General features: G+C 70.3%; 20 protein-coding genes and 1 riboswitch. Of the genes, 10 read left to right on the plus strand and 10 right to left on the minus strand.

Annotated features, from left to right (window positions below; all coding sequences use genetic code 11):
* Positions 1–54: 54 nt before the first annotated feature.
* A riboswitch (TPP riboswitch) is annotated at positions 55–150 on the minus strand.
* A gap of 43 nt (positions 151–193) precedes the next feature.
* The 3 genes from MWN52_RS07515 to MWN52_RS07525 all read right to left on the minus strand — a co-directional run bounded on the left by MWN52_RS07515 (position 194) and on the right by MWN52_RS07525 (position 4,567).
* Complete coding sequence (locus tag MWN52_RS07515; protein WP_286577297.1) at positions 194–1,333, minus strand: phosphotransferase enzyme family protein; 1,140 nt, start codon at positions 1,331–1,333, stop codon at positions 194–196.
* A 240-nt stretch (positions 1,334–1,573) separates the two neighbouring features.
* Positions 1,574–3,778, minus strand: coding sequence for a catalase/peroxidase HPI (gene katG / locus MWN52_RS07520; protein ID WP_286577298.1), 2,205 nt, complete (start codon positions 3,776–3,778; stop codon positions 1,574–1,576).
* A gap of 159 nt (positions 3,779–3,937) precedes the next feature.
* A complete protein-coding gene (locus MWN52_RS07525; RefSeq protein ID WP_130522162.1) occupies positions 3,938–4,567 on the minus strand; it encodes a DUF937 domain-containing protein in 630 nt (209 codons plus the stop codon).
* A gap of 112 nt (positions 4,568–4,679) precedes the next feature.
* On the opposite strand from MWN52_RS07525, the gene MWN52_RS07530 reads away from it, so the two are divergent.
* Together MWN52_RS07530 and MWN52_RS07535 are read left to right on the plus strand one after the other, a co-directional pair.
* On the plus strand, positions 4,680–5,375 hold the full coding sequence (locus MWN52_RS07530; protein ID WP_286577300.1) for a helix-turn-helix transcriptional regulator: 696 nt from the start codon (positions 4,680–4,682) through the stop codon (positions 5,373–5,375).
* Positions 5,376–5,443: 68 nt separating this feature from the next.
* A complete protein-coding gene (locus MWN52_RS07535) occupies positions 5,444–6,091 on the plus strand; it encodes a glutathione S-transferase family protein (protein ID WP_286577302.1) in 648 nt (215 codons plus the stop codon).
* 406 nt (positions 6,092–6,497) lie between these two features.
* Here the strand turns inward: MWN52_RS07535 and mutS are convergent, their stop codons facing one another.
* Both mutS and MWN52_RS07545 read right to left on the minus strand, forming a co-directional pair.
* Positions 6,498–9,161, minus strand: coding sequence for a DNA mismatch repair protein MutS (mutS, locus tag MWN52_RS07540; RefSeq protein WP_286577304.1), 2,664 nt, complete (start codon positions 9,159–9,161; stop codon positions 6,498–6,500).
* Between the two features lie 278 nt (positions 9,162–9,439).
* A complete protein-coding gene (locus MWN52_RS07545; protein WP_425608114.1) occupies positions 9,440–10,441 on the minus strand; it encodes an NAD-dependent epimerase/dehydratase family protein in 1,002 nt (333 codons plus the stop codon).
* 104 nt (positions 10,442–10,545) lie between these two features.
* Here MWN52_RS07545 and MWN52_RS07550 point away from each other — a divergent pair, with 104 nt between their 5' ends.
* The 3 genes from MWN52_RS07550 (at position 10,546) to MWN52_RS07560 (ending at position 12,977) form a co-directional block, all read left to right on the plus strand.
* The gene (locus tag MWN52_RS07550) at positions 10,546–11,472 is read left to right on the plus strand and encodes a LysR family transcriptional regulator (protein ID WP_286577307.1); all 927 of its coding nucleotides are present in this window, start codon (positions 10,546–10,548) and stop codon (positions 11,470–11,472) included.
* 117 nt (positions 11,473–11,589) lie between these two features.
* The gene (locus tag MWN52_RS07555; RefSeq protein WP_130518991.1) at positions 11,590–11,979 is read left to right on the plus strand and encodes an OsmC family protein; all 390 of its coding nucleotides are present in this window, start codon (positions 11,590–11,592) and stop codon (positions 11,977–11,979) included.
* Between the two features lie 161 nt (positions 11,980–12,140).
* Positions 12,141–12,977 carry an aldo/keto reductase gene (locus tag MWN52_RS07560; RefSeq protein ID WP_286577310.1) on the plus strand — a complete coding sequence of 279 codons (837 nt, stop codon included), beginning with the start codon at positions 12,141–12,143 and terminating at the stop codon, positions 12,975–12,977.
* A 67-nt stretch (positions 12,978–13,044) separates the two neighbouring features.
* On the opposite strand, the gene MWN52_RS07565 is transcribed toward MWN52_RS07560, so the two are convergent.
* Entirely contained in the window at positions 13,045–14,058 is a 1,014-nt protein-coding gene (locus MWN52_RS07565) for a transporter (protein WP_286577311.1), read from the minus strand.
* Positions 14,059–14,261: 203 nt separating this feature from the next.
* Positions 14,262–16,553 (minus strand): glycoside hydrolase family 3 N-terminal domain-containing protein, encoded by a 2,292-nt coding sequence (locus tag MWN52_RS07570; RefSeq protein ID WP_286577312.1) that lies wholly within the window; start codon positions 16,551–16,553, stop codon positions 14,262–14,264.
* Between the two features lie 174 nt (positions 16,554–16,727).
* Here MWN52_RS07570 and MWN52_RS07575 point away from each other — a divergent pair, with 174 nt between their 5' ends.
* Together MWN52_RS07575 and MWN52_RS07580 are read left to right on the plus strand one after the other, a co-directional pair.
* Complete coding sequence (locus MWN52_RS07575; protein WP_130518983.1) at positions 16,728–17,219, plus strand: CinA family protein; 492 nt, start codon at positions 16,728–16,730, stop codon at positions 17,217–17,219.
* A 17-nt stretch (positions 17,220–17,236) separates the two neighbouring features.
* A complete protein-coding gene (locus MWN52_RS07580) occupies positions 17,237–18,904 on the plus strand; it encodes an ABC1 kinase family protein (RefSeq protein ID WP_130519312.1) in 1,668 nt (555 codons plus the stop codon).
* A 3-nt stretch (positions 18,905–18,907) separates the two neighbouring features.
* Here the strand turns inward: MWN52_RS07580 and MWN52_RS07585 are convergent, their stop codons facing one another.
* The 3 genes from MWN52_RS07585 to MWN52_RS07595 are packed head-to-tail and all read right to left on the minus strand — an operon-like array spanning position 18,908 to position 19,868.
* Positions 18,908–19,120, minus strand: a complete 213-nt coding sequence (locus MWN52_RS07585; RefSeq protein ID WP_286577315.1) for a helix-turn-helix domain-containing protein — start codon at positions 19,118–19,120, stop codon at positions 18,908–18,910.
* The gene (locus tag MWN52_RS07590) at positions 19,120–19,632 is read right to left on the minus strand and encodes a hypothetical protein (protein WP_286577317.1); all 513 of its coding nucleotides are present in this window, start codon (positions 19,630–19,632) and stop codon (positions 19,120–19,122) included. The genes MWN52_RS07585 and MWN52_RS07590 overlap by 1 nt, the downstream gene beginning before the upstream one ends.
* Positions 19,632–19,868 carry a hypothetical protein gene (locus MWN52_RS07595; protein WP_286577319.1) on the minus strand — a complete coding sequence of 79 codons (237 nt, stop codon included), beginning with the start codon at positions 19,866–19,868 and terminating at the stop codon, positions 19,632–19,634. The genes MWN52_RS07590 and MWN52_RS07595 overlap by 1 nt, the downstream gene beginning before the upstream one ends.
* A 121-nt stretch (positions 19,869–19,989) precedes the next feature.
* On the opposite strand from MWN52_RS07595, the gene lexA reads away from it, so the two are divergent.
* The 3 genes from lexA (at position 19,990) to recX (ending at position 22,531) form a co-directional block, all read left to right on the plus strand.
* Positions 19,990–20,637, plus strand: a complete 648-nt coding sequence (lexA, locus tag MWN52_RS07600; RefSeq protein WP_286577320.1) for a transcriptional repressor LexA — start codon at positions 19,990–19,992, stop codon at positions 20,635–20,637.
* A gap of 173 nt (positions 20,638–20,810) precedes the next feature.
* Positions 20,811–21,845, plus strand: a complete 1,035-nt coding sequence (gene recA, locus MWN52_RS07605; RefSeq protein WP_130518973.1) for a recombinase RecA — start codon at positions 20,811–20,813, stop codon at positions 21,843–21,845.
* Positions 21,846–22,033: 188 nt separating this feature from the next.
* A complete protein-coding gene (gene recX / locus MWN52_RS07610) occupies positions 22,034–22,531 on the plus strand; it encodes a recombination regulator RecX (protein ID WP_425608115.1) in 498 nt (165 codons plus the stop codon).
* Positions 22,532–22,550: the final 19 nt, after the last annotated feature.

The following is a 22,550-nucleotide window of genomic DNA, read 5'->3' on the forward strand; positions in this document are numbered from 1 at the left end:
GGCTCAAGGACGAAGCGACGGCGCGCACGGCGCACGCCGTTGCCGGGCGTGCCTGCCGTGCTGCTCAAAGCTCCCTACGCCGGTGCAAACCGGATCAGGTTCCAAGGGACTCTCTCAGCCCGGCAACGCCGGGCACCCCCGCTTCAGAGTGCGCATTGGACACCATTCGGCGTCGATTTGCACACCTTGCATCTCAGGCGGCCGCGCGCAGCGCTTGCAGCAGGGCCTGGCCCGCCGCGCTGGCGAACCAGTCCGCATGGCCGAGCAGGAAGGTCGCGTAGGCCACCTGCGCGTTGTCCGGCGCGTGGGTGATGGCGTGGAAGTACTCGACCTCGGACAGGGCGAAATCCAGGTGCACCAGCGGCAGCAGATCGGCCAGCAAGCGCACCCGGTCCGGCGACAGGGGCGCCACCGTGCGATAGCCGTCGAGCAGGGCCAGCGCGGTGTCCACATGTGCGGCGTCCAGGCCGTCTTCCAGCGACAGCCAGGCGATGGCGTTGCGTTCGATCGCGGTGGCCAGGTCGAACAGCGCGCCGGTCGGCGAGGCCAGGCCGAAGTCGAGCACGCTGCTGATGCGCGGCGCATCGGCCTGGCTCTGCCAGAGCAGATTGGAGACATGCAGGTCGTTGTGCGCCCACAGGCGCGGCTCATCGCGCAGCGCTTCGGCAAGGCCGGCATGCCAGGGCAGCAGATGGCGCTCGAAGTCCGCCTGCCAGTCGCGTGCGCGCAGCCATTCGGCCAGCGCCGGGCGCTGTGCGAGCTGCGCCTGCAGCGCGGCGATGGGATCGTCCGCGCGGATCAGATCGTCGCGTGCGACCAGCAGATGCGTGCTGCGCTGTGGCGCGGTGTAGTCGGCCGCGGCCAGATGCAGCCGTGCGAGCATCGCGCCCAGTTGCCGCGCCTGTGCCAGGTCGGTCAGCGGCGTCCAAGACGTGGTCTCGCGATACAGGTCCGCACCGATGCCGGCGCGGTGCACTTCATAGGTCCACTCGCCGTGCGCATGCGCGGTGCGGCCGTGCGCGTCGGCGAATACCTCGACCACCGGCAGGCCGCGGTCGCGCAGGTGCGCCATGAAGCGATGTTCCTCTTCCAGGCCATCGGCGCTGCGTACGTTGCGATGGTGTCGCTTGACGAAAAGCGGGCCGTGCGCGGTCTCCACCAAGGCGGCGGCCGACAGGGGACGCGGGCTGTGCCAGGTGATGCGATGCGGGCCTGCGGCCAGCGGCGGGTAGGCGGCCAGGAGGGTGTCGACTTCGTCGGCCCGCAGCGGCGGCCAGTCCGGCGCGGCGTCTTCGGGGCCCACGCCATGCACGCGGTGGGAGGCATCACTCATGGTGGGAACGGGCGCGTGGCATCGGCCCGATATTGTGCGGCAAGGCGGGGAGGGTGCTGGTCGTTGTGGTTTGAGACGGGTGGTGGTGCGGACCCGCGGGGCGAGAGCATCCGAGGTCGGGCGATTCCTGCGAAGAGCACCCCCTCCCGGCCTCCCCCTTGCGCGTTGCGCAAAGGGGGAGGGGCGGTGTCGTGCGATCGACGCGTTGCGCCGAGCGTTGTGGATCTGCGCGTTCGGGACTTACTTCAGGTCGAAGCGGTCCAGCTCCATCACCTTGGTCCACGCCGCCACGAAGTCGTGCACGAACTTCTGCCTGGCATCGTCGCTGGCATAGACCTCGGCCAGCGCGCGCAGCACGGCGTTGGAACCGAACACCAGGTCGGCGCGGCTGGCCGTCCACTGGATCTCGCCGGTGGCGCGGTCGCGGCCCTCGTAGGTTTCCTTGGAGGTCGCCTTCCACTCGGTGCCCATGTCCAGCAGGTGGACGAAGAAGTCGTTGCTCAGCACGCCGACCCGATCGGTCAGCACGCCGTGCGCGCAGTCGTCCACGTTGGCGCCCAGCACGCGCAGGCCACCGATCAGCACGGTCAGCTCCGGCGCGGTCAGGGTCAGCTGCTGGGCCTTGTCGATCAGCAGCGTCTCGGTGGTCGGGCCGCCGGGCAGGCGCCGATAGTTGCGGAAGCCATCGGCGATGGGCTCCATCGCCTCGAAGGACGCCACGTCGGTCTGGTCCTGGCGCGCATCGACGCGGCCGGGGGTGAAGGGCACTTCGATCTGGACGCCGGCCGCGGCCGCCGCCTTCTCGATGCCGACCACGCCGGCCAGCACGATCACATCGGCCAGCGAGGCCTTGCCGGAGGCCTTGCCGGAGGCCTGCTGGATCGCCTGCAGGGTAGGCAGCGCGGCCACGGCGCCGGCGTTGACCGCCCAGTCCTTCTGCGGGGCCAGGGCCAGCCGCGCGCCGTTGGCGCCGCCGCGCTTGTCGCCACCGCGGAAGGTCGAGGCCGAGGCCCAGGCCACCGAGACCAGCTCGCTCACCGACAGCCCGGACTGGGCGATTTGGTCCTTCAGCGCGGCGATGTCGGCCGCGCCGGGCTGGTGCACCGGCGCCGGCAGCGGGTCCTGCCAGATCAGGTCTTCGGCCGGCACTTCCGGGCCGAGATAGCGCGCCTTCGGGCCCATGTCGCGGTGGGTCAGCTTGAACCAGGCGCGGGCGAAGGCTTCGTTGAAGGCCTGCGGGTCACCCAGGAAGCGGCGCGAGATCTTCTCGAACTCCGGGTCGAAGCGCAGGGTCAGGTCGGTGACCAGCATGGTCGGCTTGCGCTTCTTCGACGGATCGAACGGGTCGGGAATCAGCGCGTCCGCATCCTTGGCCTCGAACTGGATCGCCCCGGCCGGGCTGCGGGTCTGCACCCAGTCGAACTTGAACAGGTTCTCGAAGAAGTGGTTGCTCCACTGGGTCGGGGTCTGCGACCACACCACCTCCAGGCCGGACGTGATCGCATCGGCGCCCACGCCGCTGCCGAACTTGCTGTGCCAGCCCAGGCCCTGGGCCTCCAGGTCGGCCGCTTCCGGGTCCAGGCCGACGTGGTCGGCGGCGCCGGCGCCGTGGGTCTTGCCCAGGGTATGGCCGCCGGCGATCAGGGCGACGATCTCCTCATCGTCCATGGCCATGTTGCCGAAGGTGGCGCGGATGGCGGCCGCGGCCGAGGCCGGATCGCCGCTGGCGTTGGGGCCTTCGGGATTGACGTAGATCAGGCCCATCTCGGTGGCGGCCAGCGGGTTGCGCGCCAGGCTCTCCGGGTCGCGGTGGGCCAGCCAGGTGGTCTCATCGCCCCAGTTCACGTCCAGGTCCGGCTCCCACACGTCCTCGCGCCCGGCGCCGAAGCCGAAGGTGCGGAAGCTGCTGCTCTCCAGCGCCACGTTGCCGGCCAACACCATCAGGTCGGCCCAGGAAATCTGCTGGCCGTACTTGCGCTTGACCGGCCACAGCAGGCGCCGGGCCTTGTCCAGGCTGACGTTGTCCGGCCAGCTGTTGAGCGGGGCGAAGCGCTGCTGGCCGCGCCCGGCGCCGCCGCGGCCATCGACCATGCGATAGGTACCGGCGCTGTGCCAGGCCATGCGGATGAACAGGCCGGCGTAGGTGCCCCAGTCGGCCGGCCACCAGGCCTGCGAATCGGTCAGCACGCGGCGGATGTCGGCCTTGAGCGCGCTGTAGTCCAGCTTGGCGAACTCGGCGCGGTAGTCGAACGTCTCGCCCAGCGGGTTGGAGCGGTTGGAGTGCTGGTTGAGCAGGTCCACGCGCAGCTGCTTGGGCCACCAGTCGCGGTTGCCGGTGCCGCCGCCGGCCACCTGCAGCGGCGCCTCGTGGAAGGGGCACTTGGCCGGAGCGGGGGTCGGTGCCTCGACCGGGGCGGGGGTGGCGTTGTCGCTGGGCGTGCTCATGGGCGCTGGCTCGTTGCGTGGAAAGATGCGGCAACGGTATCGGCCCTTGATGACTATGAATAGTCGATAGATTTGAACTTTACGATAGGCAGTCGCTATCGCAGGAGCGCCGCGCGCTGCGCACGCGGCGTCTGCCGACTCAAGGCCGGGTGCGCGCCCTCAGCGAGAGCCGCCGAACAGGCCGCCGCCGAGCTTCATCAGATCGCCCAGGTCCAGCTGGCCGTTGCCGTCCTGGTCGAGCACCTTGCCCAGCAGACCGCCGGCCAGACCGCCGGACTGCTGCACCTGTGCGTGCTCCTGGCCCAGCGCCTGGCCCAGCTGCGAGGCGTCGCCCTGGCCGTTGCCGAGAAAACGCTGGGCCAGGTAGGACATCACGATCGGCGCCAGCAGCGCTAGCAGCTGGCTGGCCTTCTCGCCGCCCAGGCCGGTCGCCTGGCCCAGCCCGCTCGCCGCCGTCGGCGTGCTGCCGCCGAAGATGTGGCCGAGGATGCCGGCACCGTCGGTCTGCGGACCGGCGCCGCCGCCGAGCACCGAGCCGAGCAGTCCGCCCAGGTCGAAGCCCGAGGCCGCCCCGGCGTGGTCGCGCTGCAGGGCGCCGAGCAGCGCTTCGGCGCCCTGCGGCTGCTGGGCGTTGCGGCCCAGCGCGCCGAGCAGCAGCGGCAGCGCGGTGGCGATGGCGCTCTGGGTCTGGGCCGGCGCGGTCCCCAACTGCGCGGAGATCTGCTGCACGGGCGCGCCCTGCAGCTGCTGGAACAAGGCCTCGGCCATGCCGGAAAGGGAAGAGGTCATCGTGCGGCTCCGCCGTCAGGGATTGGGGCGTGGACGTTAGCCCAAAGCGGATTGCGCCGGGGTTAACGCGCGCAGCTGCCGGCGCGCGCGTGCCAGCCTCTATGCTGATGGGATGACCGCCCGCGCCACGCGCCTGCTGCACCTGCTCGACGCCCTCGGCGGCCGGCGCCACCCGGTGGCCGGCGCGCGCCTGGCCGAGCAGCTCGGCGTCAGCCTGCGCACGCTGTATCGCGACATCGCCACCCTGCGCGACCAGGGTGCCGACATCGCCGGCGACCCGGGCGTTGGCTATCTGCTGCGGCCCGGCTTCCTGCTGCCGCCGCTGAACTTCGGCGAGGAAGAACTCGAGGCGCTGGTGCTGGGCGCGCGCTGGGTCGCCGCGCATGCCGACCCGGAGCTGGCCGCCGCCGCGCAGCGCGCGATGGAGCGGATCACCCGCGTGCTGCCGGCGCGGCTGCGGCTGGAGGTGGAGACCAGCGGCCTGTTCGCCCCGGAGTGGACGCCGCCGCCGCCGGAGCCGTGGCTGCCGGCGCTGCGCCTGGCCATTCGCGCCGGGCATGCGGTGCGCGTGTGCTATCGCGACGGCGAGGGACGCGACAGCGAGCGCACGCTGTGGCCGTTCGCGATGGCCTTCCTCGACGACAGGCGTCTGCTGGCGGCCTGGTGCGAACTGCGCGGCGACTTCCGCCATTTCCGCGCCGACCGCATGCAGTGGCTGGTGGACACCGGCCAGCGCTATCCCGCCCAGCGCCACGCGCTGATCAAGCGCTGGCGTGCGCAGCTCAAGCCGGCGCCCGCGGTGCGCTGAGCGCTGCTGACAGTGGCTGTCAGCAGGGGCTGAGGACACTGGCGGCTCATCCACAGCGGAGCGCCGTCATGCAAGAACCCCTGATCCTCTACACCCACCCGATGTCCCGTGGCCGCGTGGCGCGCTGGATGATCGAGGAGACCGGCCTGCCGTACGAAGCGAAGATCATCGACTTCGGCGCGCCGATGAAGTCGCCCGAATACCTGGCGATCAACCCAATGGGCAAGGTGCCGGCGCTGCGCCACGGCGAGGCCATCGTCACCGAGAACGCGGCCATCTGCGCCTACCTGGCCGAGCTGGTGCCCGAGCGCCGCCTGGCACCGCCGGAAGACTCGCCCGAGCGCGCGGCCTATCTGCGCTGGCTGTTCTTCATGGCCGGGCCGTTCGAGGCCTTCCTGACCGCCAAGCACAGCGGCACGCTGGCGTCGGCGTTCGATGCCGGCTACGGCGAGGAGGGCACGCTGCTGGATACGCTGGAGCAGGTCGTGGAGGGCCGCACCCACCTGGCGGGCGACCACTTCACCGCGGCCGATCTGTATGTGGCCGCTTGCCTGGGCTACTACCTGCGCACCGGCGAGCTGGAGTCGCGCCCGGCCTTCGTCGCCTTCGCCAAGGCCCATACCGGGCGCCCGGCGGCGCTGCGCGCAGGCGAGCTCGACAACGCGCTCATCCCCCAGCATCCCAACCCGAACATGCCCGAGAGCGTCTCTGCCTGATCGACCGTTCTCCGCGGGAGCCGCCGTGGCGGCCGTCTTCTGGCTACTGGCGGCCCCACTTGTAGAGCGGAGCTTGCTCCGCTGAGGCTTCCCCGAAGATCCGATCGAAAACGCATCGGAGCTTGCTCCGCCGGGACTTTTCCCAAGATCTGATCGAAACGCAGCGGAGCAAGCTCCGCTCTACCTCCGCTGAGGCTTCCCCGAAGATCCGATCGAAAACGCATCGGAGCTTGCTCCGCTGGGACTTTCCCCCAGATCTGATCGAAACGCAGCGGAGCAAGCTCCGCTCTACAAGTGGGCGGCGATGTGATCGGAAGGGACAGCGGCTCCCGCCAAGCCGATCCCTGGCGTCTTTCCCACGACGTCGGCTCCCACCGGAGCGGTCCTCAACAGCGAGGCGCGCTCGCTACAGCAGCGCCTTCAACCGATACAGCGCCTCCAGCGCCTGCTTGGGGCTGAGTTCGTCCGGGTCGAGCGCGGCCAGGGCTTCCTGCGCCGCCGAGGGCGCGGCGGCGAACAGGCCGAACTGCTGCGGCGCGTCCAGCGCCTGCGGCGCCATCTTCGAGGCGTGGGTGTCGCTGCCGCGCCGTTCCAGTTCGGCCAGGCGGCGGCGCGCCTGGTTCAGGGTGCTGCGCGGCAGGCCGGCCAGCGCGGCGACCTGCAGGCCGAAGCTGCGGTTGGCCGCGCCGTCCTTGACCGCATGCATGAACACCAGCGACTCGCCGTGCTCGATCGCATCCAGATGCACGTTGGCGATGCCGCTGGGGCCGCCTTCGACGCTCTCGTCGGCCAGCGCGGTCAGCTCGAAGTAGTGCGTGGCGAACAGCGTGTAGCAGCGGTTGACCGCGGCCAGATGGCGCGCGACCGCATCGGCCAGCGCCAGGCCGTCGTAGGTCGAGGTGCCGCGGCCGATCTCGTCCATCAGCACCAGCGAATGACGCGTGGCGTGGTGCAGGATGTAGCTGGTCTCGGCCATTTCCACCATGAAGGTCGACTGGCCGCGGGCCAGGTCGTCGCCGGCGCCGATGCGGGTGAGGACGCGGTCGATCGGCCCGATCTGCGCGCGGCTGGCCGGCACGAAGCTGCCGATATGCGCCAGCAGCACGATCAGCGCGTTCTGGCGCATGTAGGTGCTCTTGCCGCCCATGTTCGGGCCGGTGATCACCAGCATGCGTCGCGCCGCGGCGGTGTCGCTGCCGTCCAGGCGCAGGTCGTTGGGTTCGAACGGCTCGTTGCGCACGGCCTCGACCACCGGATGGCGGCCGCGTTCGATCAGCAGGCACGGTGCCTCGAGCAGTTCGGGCCGAGTCCAGTCCAGCGCCTGGGCGCGCTCGGCGAAGGCGCACAGCACGTCCAGTTCGCTCAGCGCCGCCGCGCAGCGCTTGAGCGGCTCGAGCACCTCGCCCAGCGCATCCAGCAGCTGCTCGTACAGCACCCGCTCGCGGGCCAGCGCACGTTCGCGCGCGGAGAGCACCTTGTCCTCGAAGGCCTTCAGTTCCTCGGTGATGTAGCGCTCGGCATTGGTCAGCGTCTGGCGGCGGGTGTAGTGCACCGGCGCCTTGTCGGCCTGGCCCTTGCTGATCTCGATGTAGTAGCCGTGGACGCGGTTGTAGCCGACCTTCAGCGTGGCGATGCCGCTGGAGGCGCGCTCGCGCGCCTCCAGGTCGATCAGGAACTGGTCGGCGTTGGTCGACAGCTGGCGCAGTTCGTCCAGTTCGGCGTCGAAGCCCTCGACCAGCACGCCGCCATCGGTGAGCTTGAGCGGCGGCTGCTCGGCCACGGAGCTGACCAGCAGGTGCGCGGTGGCGTCGTGTTCGCCCATGGCCGCGGCCAGCGCCGCCAGGCGCGGCGAATCCAGCGGCGCGAGCAGTTCACGCAGACGCGGCAGCAGCGCCAGGCTGTTGCGCAGCGTGGACAGGTCGCGCGGGCGCGCCGAGCGCAGCGCCACGCGGGTGAGGATGCGTTCGACATCGCCGAAGGCGCGGAACGCCTCGCGCAGCGCCTGGCCGACGCTGGTCGTGGGGTCGGCCGCGGTGCCGCGCTCGATCAGGGTCTCCACGGCGTGGTGGCGCTGGTTCAGCACGTCGTGCGCGCGCAGCGGGCGATGCAGCCAGCGGCGCAGCAGGCGCCCGCCCATCGGCGTGACCGTGCTGTCCAGGATGCCCAGCAGCGTGTGGCGCACATCGCCGTCCACGCGCGTGTCCAGCTCCAGGTGGCGGCGCGTGGCGGCGTTCATGGCGATCGCCTCGGCCGAGGGCTCCAGCGCGATGGCGCTCAGATGCGGCAGCTGCGACTTCTGCGTCTCCTCGACGTAGCCCAGCAGCGCGCCGGCGGCGGCGATGGCCTGCGGCCGGTCCTGGATGCCGAAGCCGGTCAGGTCGTGCAGCTTGAAGAACTGCAGCAGCTGGCGCCTGCCGCTGTCGGCATCGAACAGCCACGGCGCGCGCCGGCGCACGCCGCTGCGCCCGGCCAGGAATGTCGGCCAGCCTTCCTCGTCGGGGACCAGCAGTTCGGCCGGCTCCAGGCGCGCCAGTTCGGCCTCCAGCGCGTCGTCGGATTCGACCTCGTTGACCAGGAAGCGTCCGCCGGCCAGATCCGCCCACGCCAGCCCGTAGCCGGCCTTGCCGCGCGCGAGCGCCATCAGCAGCGTGTCGCGGCGCTCGTTGAGCAGCGCCTCGTCGGTGACCGTGCCCGGGGTGACGATGCGCACCACCTTGCGTTCGACCAGGCCCTTGGCCAGGGCCGGGTCGCCGATCTGCTCGCAGATCGCCACCGATTCGCCCAGCGCCACCAGCCGCGCCAGATAGCCCTCGTAGGCATGCACCGGCACGCCGGCCATCGGGATCGGCGCGCCGCCCGAACTGCCGCGCTGGGTCAGGGTGATGTCCAGCAGCCGCGCGGCCTTGCGCGCGTCGTCGTAGAAAAGCTCGTAGAAGTCGCCCATGCGGAAGAACAGCAGCAGGTCCGGATACTCGGACTTGGCCGCGAAGAACTGCTTCATCAGGGGCGTGTGCTCGACGGCGCCCTTGCTGTTGCTCGGTTTGGCTGCTGAATCGGTGGACTGCAACATCGGGTTCTCGGTGGGGGAGCGGTCAGGCTGGGCGCGAGGCGAGGCGGCGGCTTGGGGCTGAGGCGCCCTTGGCATCAGGCGATGCGCCTGTCGCGGCGCCCGGCGTCGGCGGACACGCCGGGCGCCAAGTTTAGAACGGCTGACCGCACCCGTCCTTCCCCGCTGGGCAGGAACCGGGTGTCTGTGGGGGCTGATGTCGGCGCGGCGCTGCGTCTGGATTTGCGCAACGGCTTCTTATGGAGCCGCTGCGCGGAGGACGAGCCGCAGGCGTGTCCGCATCAGACGGCACCCGCTGACGCCGGCGACGCGCTCGTGCGGGGGATGCAGCTCATCCCGGCCAGCGTCGCCTCCACCGCATCCTCCAGTGGCGTGTGCGGCTCCTCACCCAGGACGGCCGCGAGGTGTCGGCCGTCCAGACGCACCGGCGCGTTCCAGAGGTATCGCATCTCCCGCAGCTCGCGCAGGGTCGGGACGAACGGCGCCAGCGCCCAGGTCAGCCACCAGGGGAAGGCCGCCACGGCCGGGTCCTGTCCGCGCCTGCGGGCGACGGTGCGGATCGCCTGCGCCATGCGTGTTCCATCCGCGTCCCAGTGACCGGCCATGTGGAAGCGGGCGAACGGCGCCAGGGTCTCGCCGCGACCGAGCAGCGCCACCATCGTCCGCGCCACATCGGGCAAGTAAGCCCACTGGTGCCCGACGCCTGGCTTTCCGGGCAGCAGGATCTTCTTCACCGGCTGGCCCGGCTTGACCAGGCCCTGCGAGAACCAGCTGTTGCCCGCGCGCGGCCCGAAGAAGTCGCCGGCGCGCACCACGATCACGCGCGCGCCCTGCGCGGTGGCAGCGTTCAGGCGGTCCTCCATCTCCACGCGGATGCCGCCCTTGCGGCTGGCCGGATGCTGCGGGGCGCCCTCGGCGATCAGGGGAAACGCGTCGGGGCCGTAGTTGTAGACCGTCCCTGGCAGGACGATCGTGGCGCGTTCGGCGATGGCGGCGGCGATGGTGTTCTCCACCATCGGCAGCACCCGCTGGCCCCAGTGGCGATAGCCCGGCGGATTGACCGCATGGACGATGGCCCGGCAGCCGCGCGCGGCGCTCATGACATCGTCGCGGTTCATCGCGTCGCCGCGCTGCCAGGTGATGCCATCGCGCTGCTCGGTCACGGTGTCCAGGCCGCGCTTGAGGGCCCGGACGCGCCAGCCCGCATCGCGCAGCTGGCGGGCGACTTCGCCGCCGATGCCGCCGCTGGCGCCCAGGACCAGCGCTTGTTTGTTCGAAGAGATATCCATGGAGCCGCTTCCTTCCTGTCGATGGGAGGCAGGCAGCGTCGGACAGATCCGGATGGCTGTGAATTGCCGATCGCCATCGATCCGCTATACATTTTCGTATGGCCGAAAAGATCGGATGGGAGCACTACCGCAGCCTGCTGTCCGTCCTGACGGAAGGTTCGCTGTCCGGCGCCGCGCGTGCCCTGGGCATCACCCAGCCGACCGTCGGCCGGCACATCACCGCCCTGGAAACCGCCTTCGGGCAGACCCTGTTCACCCGAACGCAGGCCGGCCTGGTGCCGACCGATGCCGCCGTCGCGCTGCGGGGGCATGCCGAGGCCATGCGCAACACCGCCGCCGCCCTGGAGCGCGAAGCCCTCAGCCAGGGCGAGGGCATCCGCGGCACCGTGCGCATCTCGGCCAGCGAGGTCATCGGCATCGAAGTGCTGCCGCAGGCGCTGGCAGGCTTGCGTCATGAGCACCCGCTGCTGAAGATCGAACTGGTGCCGACCAACCGCGTACAGGACCTGCTGCAGCGCGAGGCCGATATCGCCATCCGCATGACCCCGCCCCGGCAGCAGGCCCTGGTCGCGCGCCGGGTCGGCAGCATCGAGCTGGGGCTGTTCGCCCACGCCGACTATCTCGAACGGCACGGGACGCCGGCCACGCTCGCCGGACTGAAGCAGCACGCCCTGATCGGCTTCGATCGCGAGACGCCGTTCCTGCGTGCCGCCACGGCGCGCTTTCCGTTCCTGGACCGCGACGCCTTCGCGCTGTGCAGCGACAGCGATGTGGCGCAGCTGGCCATGATTCGCGCTGGCTGCGGCATCGGCGCCTGCCAGGCGGCGCTGGCCGCGCGCGATGCCAACCTGATCCGCGTGCTGCCCGACGCGTTCTCGTTTCCGCTCGAGGCCTGGGTCACGATGCACGGCGACCTGCGCGGCAGCCGGCGCTGCAAGGCAGTGTTCGACGCCCTGGTGGCCTGCATGGAAGCGCATGTCGCGCTGTCGCGTCCGGTTTCCGCTTCCGGCGGTGCCGGGCGATGAGCGGCGGAGATCAACGAGGGCGCACCGCAGCCAGCACGACCCGCATCGGCTCGCCCGTTCCGTTTGGCGGCGAACTGGCACAGTCTTCCACCAGGCGATGAACCACAGGAGTCCCGCATGTCCCACGTCCGCATCCAGTCCACCGGCACCGACTACGCCCACCGCATTTCCACTGCGCACCACACGCTGATTGCCGACGAGCCGGCCGCGCTGGGCGGGCAGGATCAGGGCATGGCGCCGTTCGACCTGTATCTGGCTTCGCTGGCCGCCTGCACCGCCATCACGCTGCGCATGTACGCGCAGAAGAAGGGCTGGGACCTGGGCGAATTCAGCGCCGAGCTGTCCTCCGAGCGCGACGCCGACGGCAAGCTGCACGTGCATCGCAAGCTGCACGCCTCGGCGGCGCTGAGCGATGCGCAGTGGGAACGTCTGCTCGACGTGGTCGCGCGCACGCCGGTCACCCTGGTGATGCGCGAGGGCGCGACCATCACCAGCGAGCGCGCTTGAGATTTACGCCTTGTCTGCCCTCGTGATGCTGCAGGGCGAGGGACGCGGATGCATGTTCGCTGCTACACACATTGTCCGCGTGCCGCTCACGCCTCGCTGAGCGCTCGAGCGTTACGTTCGTCCGCACGGCAAGTCTCGTCGTGCAGCGCAGGTATATCGCCATGTCTCCCATTCCGACCACCCGACTCGGCGGCCAGGACGTCCCGGTTCTCGGCCAAGGCACCTGGAACATGGGCGACGATCCGGCGCGGCGCAAGGCGGAGATCGAAGCCCTGCAGCGCGGCATCGACCTCGGCCTGCGCCTGATCGATACGGCCGAGATGTACGGCGAGGGCGCGTCCGAGCGCCTGGTCGGCGAGGCGATCCAGGGCCGGCGTGACGACGTGTTCGTGGTCAGCAAGGCCTACCCACAGAACGCCTCGCGCAGCCGCCTGCCGCAGGCGTGCGAACGCAGCCTGCGCCACCTGGGCACCGATCACATCGACCTGTACCTGCTGCACTGGCGCGGTTCGGTGCCGCTGGCCGAGACCGTCGAGGCGATGCAGGCGCTGCGTCAGGCCGGCAAGATCCGCCACTGGGGCGTGAGCAACCTCGATGTGGACGACATGGAGGAACTCATCGACGCCGGCGGCACGCACTGCGCGACCGACCAGATCCTCTACAACCTCACCCGGCGCGGCCCCGAATACGACCTGCTGCCGTGGCTGGAGCAGCGCCAGATCGCGGCGATGGCCTACAGCCCGGTGGAGCAGGGCCGGCTCAAGGGCCACACGGCGCTGCAGAAGATCGCCGGGCGCCACAACGCCAGCGATCTCCAGGTCGCGCTGGCCTGGGTGTTGCGCCGCCAGGGCGTCATCGCCATCCCCAAGGCCGCCAGCCGCGCGCATGTGGAGGACAACGCCGGCGCACTGTCGCTCACGCTGACCGAGGAGGACCTGGCCGATCTGGACCGCGCCTTCCCGCCGCCAAGGGCAAAGCGCGCGCTGGAGATGCTCTGAGGCGGCTGGCCGCGCACCTCGAGTTCGTCGTCGAATTTCGTCGCTGTCAGCGAATCGCGGCGAACGCCTAATCCGCGCGCCGACCGAAGGCCAGCCAAGCCAGCACCGCGGTCAGCAGCACCAGGCCGGTCACCACCACGGCGAAGCCGTGCGCCGAGGTGGCCAGCGGCATGCCTCCTACGTTCATGCCGAACAGGCCGGCGATCAGGTTCACCGGCAGCGCCAGCACGGTGACCACGGTCAGGATGAACAGCGTGCGGCTGCTCTGCTCGTTGACCAGCGCGGCCAGTTCCTCCTGGATCAGCTTGACCCGCTCGACCAGCGAGGCCGAATCGCCCACGGCCGTGGAGAACTCCTCGGCCGCCTGCTGCAGATCGATCACGTCCTCGCGGCTGATCCAGGCCGGCGGCCGGTTCAACAGCCGGAACAGGGCGGTGGGCTCGGGTGCCAACAGCCGCTGCAGCCGTACCAGCGAGCGGCGCAGCGCGCCCAGTTCCTTGCGGTCGGTGGCCACGCGGTTGTCCAGCAGCCGGTCCTCGATCTGGTCCACGCGCGCGGTCGACTTGCGCACGATGTCGCCCAGCACGCTGGCCTGGTCGCGCAGCAGATGCGCCAGCAGGTCGACCGGCGAGCGGAAGTCCTGGCCGTTGCGCACCGCCGTGCGCAACTGCTCGACCGAACGCAGCGGCCGCAGCCGCGCGCTGACCACCAGCCGCGGCGCGATGCTCAGCGTGGTGGTGCCGACCTCGGACGCATCGAAGGTGGAATCGAACAGCACGTCATGGATCACCGCCACCAGCGCGCCCTCGTCCAGCTCCAGCCGGGTCGAGCCCACGCCGCTGCCGAGCGAGTCGTGGAAGGCCTCCGGCAGGGTCAGGCGGTTGGCCAGGAAGCGCCGCGAGGCCTGGTTGGCCAGCGAGAAGTGCAGCCACAGGAACTCGCCGCGCGCACTGGCCTGCGGATCGGCCAGGAAGGCATCGACGGCCTCGCTGCCGAACGCCTCGGCCGGCTGGCCGGGCACGAACCGGTAGCCCCAGATCAAGCCGTCTTCGTTGGAACCGTAGTGCTCGAGTTGAGGCATGCGCGCGGGCGAGGGGAGCGGAAGGCGCAAGCGTAGCCTAGCCACCCGCCCCGCATGCGACACCGCCGACAAGCGCCGCCTGTAGAGCGGAGCTCGCTCCGCTGCCCTTCGGCCAGATCGTGGGAGAACGCCAGCGGAGCAAGCTCCGCTCTACAGGGCGACCGCGACGTGGTGTGAAGAGACCGCGGCCCCCAATGCGGGGATCAGCCCAACAGTTCGAACGTCCCGTGCAGCCCGTCCACCTCGGCCGACGGCGCCACCCAGACATCGAAGAGGCCCGGCTCGACCGTGGGCTTGAGATCCTGACCGATGAACAGCAGGTCGGCGCGGCGCAGGGTGAACTCGACCTGCGCGCTGGCGCCGGATTCCAGGCGGATCTTGCGGAAGTCCTTCAGTTCCTGCACCGGTCGGGTGATGCTGGCCACGCGGTCGTGCACGTACAGCTGCACCACTTCCTCGGCCGCGCGGCTGCCGCGGTTGCTGATCGTGGCGCGCACGGTCATCGCGCCGTCGGCCGGCAGCCGGCCATCGCCGATGTCCAGCCCGCCGTATTCGATCCGCCCGTACGTCAGCCCATGGCCGAACGGGAACAGCGCCGAGTTGGGCGCGGTCATGTAGCGCGTCTTGAACGGGCTGAGCTTCTCCGGCTCCGGATCGGGCCGGCCGGTGGTCTTGTGGTCGTAGTAGTACGGCACCTGGCCGGACTCGCGCGGGAAGCTGACCGGCAGGCGCGCCGACGGCCCGTGCGCGCCGAACAGCACATCGCACAGCCCCAGGCCCGAACGCGAGCCCAGGTACCAGCCCACCAGCACCGCCTGCGCCTTGGGCGCCAGCTTGCCCAGCGCCAGCGCGCGGCCGTTGCCCAGCACCACCACCACCGGCTTGCCGGTGGCCGCGACCGCGTCGAGCAGGTCCTGCTGCACCTGCGGCACGGTGATCGAGGTGCGCGAACGCGCCTCGCCCGAATCGTCGCGCGATTCGCCGATGGCCATCACCACCACGTCGGCCGCGCGCGCGGCGGCCACCGCCTCCTGCACGCCGCCGGCCAGCGGCTTCTGGTAGCCGCAACCTGCCACCACCTGCAGCAGGGAAGGGTCGGCCAGCGTCTGCTTCATGCCGGTGGCCAGGTCGCTGCCCGTATCGTCGCCCTCGAACAGCGTCCACGGCCCCTTGGTGCTGTCCCAGTCCTGCGCCAGCGGGCCGATCAGGGCGATGCGCTGGCCGCTGGTGCGCAGCGGCAGCACATCGTCCTCGTTCTTCAGCAGCACCACCGACTTGCGCGCGGCCTCGCGCGCCAACTCCAGCGTCTCGGGCAGGCGCTGGCGCGAGGGCGCCGATGGCTTGATCCGGCGGAAGGGATCGTCGAACAGGCCCAGCTGCGCCTTGAGCTGCAGCACGCGCCGCACCGAGCGGTCGACCACCGCCATCGGCACCTCGCCGCTTTCCACCAGTGAGGGCAGGTGCTTGAGGTAGAGCGCGCTCTGCATGCTCATGTCCACGCCGGCCAGGATCGCCAGCCGCGCCGCATCGCGCCCGTCGCGGGCGAAGCCATGGGCGATCAGTTCCTCATCGCCGGTGTAGTCGGAGACGACCACGCCGGTGAAGTCCCATTCGCCGCGCAGCACATCGTCCAGCAGCCAGTGGTTGGCCGTGGCCGGGATGCCGGAGATCTCGTTGAACGAGGCCATCGTGGTCATCGCTCCGGCGTCGAAGCCGGCCTGGAACGGCGGGAAATAGGTCTGCCGCAGCACGCGTTCGGACACATCGGTGGTGTTGTAGTCCAGGCCGCCCTCGGCCGCGCCGTAGGCGCAGAAGTGCTTGGGGCAGGCGACCACGGCCTCGGGGTCGGCCAGGCCGCGCTCGCCCTGGAAGCCGTGCACGCGCGCGGCGGCCATGCGCCGGCCCAGCAGCACGTCCTCGCCGCTGCCTTCCACGCCGCGGCCCCAGCGCGCGTCGCGGGCGATGTCCACCATCGGCGCGAAGGTCCAGTCGATGCCGACCGCTGCCGCTTCCATCGCCGCCGCGCGCGCGGTGCGCCGGGCCAGCTCCGGCTCGAAGCTGGCCGCCTCGCCCAGCGGCACCGGGAACACCGTGGTGAAGCCGTGGATGACATCGGCGGCGAACAGCATCGGGATCTTCAGCCTGCTCTGCATGGCGGCCTTCTGCAGGCGCTCGTGCCAGAGCACGTTGGAGCTGTTGAACACGCCGGTCAGCTGGCCGGCCTTGACCGCGGCCACCTGCGCCGACACCGCCGAGGTGTTGCTGATCGGGTTGGCCGCCGCGGCCGCGCCGTTCTGGCTGGCCGAGGCCATCAGGGTCAGCTGGCCGGCCTTCTCGACCAGGCTCATGCGGCCGATCAGGTCGTCGATGAAGGCCGGTGTCTTCGCGCCGTCGCGCGCGCGGCCCAGCGCAAGGCCCATCGGCAGCTGCGAGAGCAGGGTGGCCGCGCCCGCGGCGGTAAGCAGCTGTCGCCGCGTGATTCGGTGTTGGGTCATGCCGCTCTCTCCAGGGCTTAAGCGTGTTCGGGCCACTTCGGGTGGCGGGGTCAGGTGGTGAAATGTAATCGTTTACACGGAAAACGCACGCGGCATCGCACGATGCCGCGCCCGATCGGGCCGGGTCCGACGATCTGGGATACTGGAGGGGACCTGCCTGACCCTGGACGCCCCATGCCGCCTTCCGATGCCGAACTGACCCAACTGGCCACCGCGGTCGGCCAGCGCCTGCACGAGCAGCGCGACCGCCTGGTCACCGCCGAGAGCTGCACCGGCGGCTGGATCGCCAAGGCCATGACCGACATCGCCGGCTCCTCGGCCTGGTTCGACTGCGGCATGGCCGCCTACAGCTACGAGGCCAAGCAGGCGATGCTGGGCGTGCGCCCGCAGACCCTGGAGACCTTCGGCGCGGTCAGCCGCGAGACGGTGATCGAGATGGTCTCCGGCGCGCTGGTCAATTCCGGCGCCAGCGTGGCCGTGGCGGTGACCGGCATCGCCGGCCCCGGCGGCGGCAGCGAGGACAAGCCGGTGGGCACGGTGTGGATCGGCTGGAAGCGGCGCGGCGGCTACGCCCGCGCCCAGGTGTTCCACTTCGACGGCGACCGCGACGCGGTGCGCCGCCAGACCGTGGCCGCGGCGTTGAGCGGGCTGGGTCAGGCGCTGTGAACAAGCCCCACGGCGCGCTGTGGGAGACCCTGTCCACCGTGCGCGACCTGGGGCGCATCCAGGAGATCGCCACGGTGCTGGTGCGCTACGGCTTCGGCGACGTGGCCCGGCGCATCGGCATGACCGGCGCGCTGGAGAAGGCCGGCCGCCTGCTGCGCCTGGAGCACGCCGAGGAGTACCTGACCATGTCCACGCCCGAGCGCCTGCGCCGGGCGCTGCAGGAGCTGGGGCCGACCTTCATCAAGCTGGGCCAGATCCTGGCCACGCGCGTGGACCTGCTGGGGCCGGAGTTCCTGCGCGAGCTGGGCCAGCTGCAGAACAACGTGCCGGCGCTGGACTTCGAACTGATCCGCGCCCAGGTGCGCGAGGACCTGGGCGCCGAGCCCGAGGCGGTGTTCGCCCGCATCGACACCACCGCGCTGGCCGCCGCCTCGCTGGCCCAGACCCACCGCGCCTGGCTCGCCGATGGCACCGCGGTGATCCTCAAGATCCGCCGGCCCGGCATCCGCGAGACGATCGAGGCCGACCTGCGCCTGCTGGCGCGGCTGGCCGAGATCGTCCAGGCGCGCGCGCCCGAGCTGCGCCGCTACCGCCCGCGCGAGATGGTGCGGCAGTTCACCGCCTCGCTGCGCAACGAGCTGGACTTCGCCGCCGAATGCCACAACGCCGAGCGCATCGCGGCCAACTTCGCCGGCCATCCGGAGATGGTCGTGCCCAAGGTCTACTGGGCCTGGACCAGCGAACGCCTGAACGTGCAGGCCTTCGTCGAGGGCATCCCCGGCGCGGACATCGCCGGGGTGGAGGCCGCCGGCCTGGACCGGCGCGGCCTGGCCCAGGCCGGGGCGGACATCGTGATGAAGATGGTGCTGGAGGACGGCCTGTTCCACGCCGACCCGCACCCGGGCAACCTGTTCTACCTGCCCGACGGGCGCATCGCGGTGATCGACTTCGGCATGGTCGGTCACGTCAGCGCCCCGCGCCGGGCGCAGATCGCGCGGCTGCTCTACGGCATGGTGGCCCAGCAGCCGCAGGACGTGGCCGACATCCTGATCGACTGGGCCGGCGATGCCGAGGTGGACGAGGAACGCCTGCAGGCCGACATCGACGAGATGATCGACCAGTACCGCGGCCTGCCGCTCAAGGACCTGCGCATGGGCCGGATGCTGCTGGGCATCTCGGCGCTGCTGCGCGAACACGGCCTGGTGCTGCCGGGCGACCTGGCGCTGATGGTCAAGGCCTTCCTGACCCTGGAAGGCCTGGGCCGCCTGCTGGACCCCGAATTCGACATGGCCGGCCAGGCGCGGCCGTTCCTGGAGCGGGCGATGCTGCGGCGCTATGCGCCGCGCCGGCTCGCCCGCCGCGGCCAGCGCGCCCTGGCCGGATCGCTGGACCTGCTCGAGGACCTGCCGCGCGAACTGCGCCGACTGCTGCGCCGCTACGGCCGCGGCAACATCCAGCTGGAGGTGACCAGCCTGCGCCCGTTCGGCAACCAGTTCGCCCATGCGGTCAACCGGCTGACCATGGGCATCATCACCGCCGCGCTGATCGTCGGCTCCTCGATCGTGATCGACAGCGGCGGCGTGCCCAGCCGCTTCCGCACCGCCCTGGGACTGGCCGGCTTCATCGGCGCGGGCCTGTGCGGCGTGGTGTTGCTGGTGTGGACGGTGCGCAGCGGACGGCGCTGAGCGTTAGATCGGATCGGCGCGATACTCGAGCAGGTCGCCCGGCTGGCAGTCCAGCACCCGGCAGATCGCGTCCAGCGTGGCGAAGCGCACACCCTTGACGTGGCCCTGTTTGAGCAGGGACAGGTTGGTCTCGCTGATCCCGACCGCATCGGCCAGGTCCTTGGACTTCATCTTGCGCCGCGCCAGCATCACGTCGAGGTTGACGATGATCGGCATCAGACGATGCCCCGCGCATCGTCGGCGGCCTCCGCCGCCAGTTTCATCAGGTGCGCCACGCTGTAGAGGCAGACGCAGGCGATGACAGGCAGATAGAGATCGCTGAAGTAGCCGACATCCAGATGGAAGGAGGGCGTCGTGGTGCCGTTGAACCCGTCGATGAATCCGTTGACGAAATCCGGCATTCCGCGGAACAGCGCATACAACAGCGTCGCATGCCCGACCCGGCGAAAAGCCTTGGCGACGGGCAGACTCAGCGCCTCCTCCCGCATCAGGCTGCGACCAAGGCCGCGCATCGCCACCAGCGGGAACAGATAGGACAGGCACATGCACACGTCGACCAGCGTCGGAGAGAGATGTCCTTGTGCCTGGCTCAATCGCCCGGAAGCGAACAGATCGTCGTAGGCCAGCGTGAGGATTTCGACGGCAATGCCGAGCGTTCCGATCCACCACAAGACATGTCCGAGGCGCTCGATCTTCTCCTGGACCCCTGGTTCGGCCTGTCCGTCCATCAGACGAAGCCCTCGCTGTCTTGTCTCAACCGCAACGCCTCGTGCCGCTGCCTGCGCAGTTCGCGCACGGCCATGACCGCGAGCGCCAGACCGGCCAGGCCCATGGCGTGGACAAGCACCAGGCGGCTATCCGGCCCGTCGAAGGCCTTCGTTGGCGCGGTCAGCAGGATCAGGGCATAAAAGCCGAGCAGCAGCGTGGAGAGGACGGTCAGGGCGGTACTGGCGACGTGCTTCATGCGTTGTCTCCGGTGGCTAACAGATGCTTTGCCAGAATTAATTTACGAGAAACATAAATTATTTTCGAAACCTGTCAACACTGCTTGCTCCTCATTTCTCTTAGTAGTATTACTACTAACCATGGAGCTCACCGACACCCAGCAGACCATCCTGGCCCTGATCGCCGAGCGGCTTGAGGCCGATGGCATGCCGCCCTCGCAGACCGAGATCGCCCGCGCGCTGGGCTTCAAGGGCGTGCGCGCCGCGCAATACCACCTCGAGGCCTTGGAGGCCGCCGGCGCCATCGAGCGCATCCCCGGCCGGGCGCGCGGCATCCGCCTGCTGCGTGCGCCGCAGCCGGCCCAGGCCGCGATGCAGTTCGCGCCGGCCAACGACGACGCCTCCGCCCTGCGCTTGCCGGTGCTGGGCCGGGTCGCGGCCGGCGCGCCCATCGGCGCCGACGCCGGCCACCACGACTACGTGGTGTTGGACCGGGTGTTCTTCTCGCCCTCGCCGGACTACCTGCTCAAGGTCAAGGGCGATTCGATGCGCGATGAGGGCATCTTCGACGGCGACCTGATCGGCGTGCACCGCACCGGCGAGGCGCGCAGCGGCCAGATCGTGGTGGCGCGCATCGATGAGGAGATCACCGTCAAGCTGCTGAAGATCGGCCGCGACTCGATCCGCCTGCTGCCGCGCAACCCGGACTACTCGCCCATCGACGTGCGCCCGGACCAGGACTTCGCCATCGAAGGCCTGTACTGCGGCCTGGTGCGGCCGAACCGGTGATGTCCCACGTTTCCGTCCGGACTTTTCCGACCCGCGACGGCGGCATCGCCCGCTGCCGCCGGCCAGGCGCACGGCGCACCGTTGCAGCACGGCTCGCCGATGTCTCAATCCGTGCGATCCACCTGCTCTAGATTGCTCCCATCACCTCACCACACCTTCCAAGGACACTGACAATGGACGAGAACAAGAAGCGCGCCCTGGCCGCGGCCCTGACCCAGATCGAGCGCCAGTTCGGCAAGGGCTCGGTGATGCGCATGGGCGACCGCGTCATCGAGGCCACCGAAGTGATCCCGACCGGGTCGCTGATGCTGGACATCGCGCTGGGCATCGGCGGTCTGCCCAAGGGCCGCGTGGTCGAGATCTACGGGCCCGAGTCCTCCGGCAAGACCACTCTGACCCTGCAGGCCATCGCCGAGTGCCAGAAGCAGGGCGGCACGGCCGCCTTCATCGACGCCGAGCACGCGCTTGACCCGATCTATGCCGGCAAGCTGGGCGTCAACGTCGACGACCTGCTGCTGTCCCAGCCCGACACCGGCGAGCAGGCGCTGGAAATCGCCGACATGCTGGTACGCTCGAATTCGGTGGACATCGTGGTCATTGACTCGGTCGCCGCCCTGACGCCCAAGGCCGAAATCGAAGGCGAGATGGGCGACCAGCTGCCCGGCCTGCAGGCCCGCCTGATGAGCCAGGCCCTGCGCAAGCTGACCGGCAACATCAAGCGCTCCAACACCCTGGTGATCTTCATCAACCAGCTGCGCATGAAGATCGGCGTGATGATGCCCGGCCAGAGCCCGGAGACCACCACCGGCGGCAACGCCCTGAAGTTCTACGCCTCGGTGCGCCTGGACATCCGCCGCATCGGCGCGATCAAGAAGGGCGACGAGATCATCGGCAACCAGACCCGCATCAAGGTCGTCAAGAACAAGATGGCCCCGCCGTTCAAGCAGGTCGTCACCGAGATCCTGTACGGCGAGGGCATCAGCCGCGAGGGCGAGCTGATCGACATGGGCGTGGAGGCCAAGATCGTGGACAAGGCCGGCGCCTGGTACAGCTACGGCTCCGAGCGCATCGGCCAGGGCAAGGACAACTCGCGTACCTACCTGCGCGAGAACCCCGAGGTGGCCGCCAAGCTGGAAGCCGAGCTGCGCGAGAAGTTCCAGCCGGCCGAGGTGGCCGGTCGTGAGAACGACGAAGGCGATGACGCCTGATTGCATCCGTTCCTCGCAGGTCGGCGCTGCTGTCAGTGGCGGCGCCGGCCTGCGCGGGGCGACCTTCCAAGATGGAGCACGACGGCGGCGCCCTCGCGGGCGGCGCTGTTCTGCGTTCGGGATGGGACGGATCGGCCCCGACGCCGGCGTCCGGGTGTCCAGCCATGGATGAGCACGACGCGCCCGATGTGTCCGACGCGGCCGCGGCGGAGCAGGGCACCAGGCCGCGCCGTCGCCGGCCCGAGCCCACGCCGGTCCAGCGCGCCCTGTCGCTGCTGGTCCGCCGCGAGCATTCGCGCAAGGAGCTGACCCGCAAGCTGACCGCGCGCGGCGTCCAGGCCGAGGAGGCCCGCGCCGCCGTCGAGCGCCTGGCGGGGGAGGGCTGGCAGGACGACGCGCGGTTCGCCGAGTCCCTGGTCCGAAGCCGGGTGGCCGCAGGCTACGGCCCACGCTACATCCAGGTCGAGCTGGAAACCCATGGCCTGGACGCGGCCCAGGTGGACAAGGCCCTGGCCAGTTTCGAGGGCGACTGGCGCGAGCTGGCCCGCGACCTGGTCGCCCGGCGCTTCGGCCCAGAGCGGCTGGAAGACCTGTCCGCCCAGCGCAAGGCCGCCGACCTGCTGCTGCGGCGCGGCTTCGACGGCGAGGCGGTGCGCGCGGTCCTGCGCGGGCTGCCGGAGGACTGAGCCGCCCGGCTTTGTTACC

It is taken from the genome of Pseudoxanthomonas winnipegensis, assembly GCF_030322905.1.
Lineage (GTDB): Bacteria > Pseudomonadota > Gammaproteobacteria > Xanthomonadales > Xanthomonadaceae > Pseudoxanthomonas_A > Pseudoxanthomonas_A winnipegensis.

Coding starts and splice junctions, on each gene's coding strand:
- MWN52_RS07530 (WP_286577300.1), top strand. CDS start 4,680: ATGACCGCCCGCGCCACGCGCCTGCTGCACCTGCTCGACGCCCTCGGC.
- MWN52_RS07590 (WP_286577317.1), bottom strand. CDS start 19,632: ATGGACGGACAGGCCGAACCAGGGGTCCAGGAGAAGATCGAGCGCCTC.
- MWN52_RS07535 (WP_286577302.1), top strand. CDS start 5,444: ATGCAAGAACCCCTGATCCTCTACACCCACCCGATGTCCCGTGGCCGC.
- MWN52_RS07565 (WP_286577311.1), bottom strand. CDS start 14,058: ATGCCTCAACTCGAGCACTACGGTTCCAACGAAGACGGCTTGATCTGG.
- MWN52_RS07585 (WP_286577315.1), bottom strand. CDS start 19,120: ATGCCGATCATCGTCAACCTCGACGTGATGCTGGCGCGGCGCAAGATG.
- MWN52_RS07570 (WP_286577312.1), bottom strand. CDS start 16,553: ATGACCCAACACCGAATCACGCGGCGACAGCTGCTTACCGCCGCGGGC.
- recA (WP_130518973.1), top strand. CDS start 20,811: ATGGACGAGAACAAGAAGCGCGCCCTGGCCGCGGCCCTGACCCAGATC.
- MWN52_RS07515 (WP_286577297.1), bottom strand. CDS start 1,333: ATGAGTGATGCCTCCCACCGCGTGCATGGCGTGGGCCCCGAAGACGCC.
- MWN52_RS07555 (WP_130518991.1), top strand. CDS start 11,590: ATGTCCCACGTCCGCATCCAGTCCACCGGCACCGACTACGCCCACCGC.
- MWN52_RS07595 (WP_286577319.1), bottom strand. CDS start 19,868: ATGAAGCACGTCGCCAGTACCGCCCTGACCGTCCTCTCCACGCTGCTG.
- mutS (WP_286577304.1), bottom strand. CDS start 9,161: ATGTTGCAGTCCACCGATTCAGCAGCCAAACCGAGCAACAGCAAGGGC.
- MWN52_RS07575 (WP_130518983.1), top strand. CDS start 16,728: ATGCCGCCTTCCGATGCCGAACTGACCCAACTGGCCACCGCGGTCGGC.
- lexA (WP_286577320.1), top strand. CDS start 19,990: ATGGAGCTCACCGACACCCAGCAGACCATCCTGGCCCTGATCGCCGAG.
- MWN52_RS07525 (WP_130522162.1), bottom strand. CDS start 4,567: ATGACCTCTTCCCTTTCCGGCATGGCCGAGGCCTTGTTCCAGCAGCTG.
- katG (WP_286577298.1), bottom strand. CDS start 3,778: ATGAGCACGCCCAGCGACAACGCCACCCCCGCCCCGGTCGAGGCACCG.
- MWN52_RS07560 (WP_286577310.1), top strand. CDS start 12,141: ATGTCTCCCATTCCGACCACCCGACTCGGCGGCCAGGACGTCCCGGTT.
- MWN52_RS07550 (WP_286577307.1), top strand. CDS start 10,546: ATGGCCGAAAAGATCGGATGGGAGCACTACCGCAGCCTGCTGTCCGTC.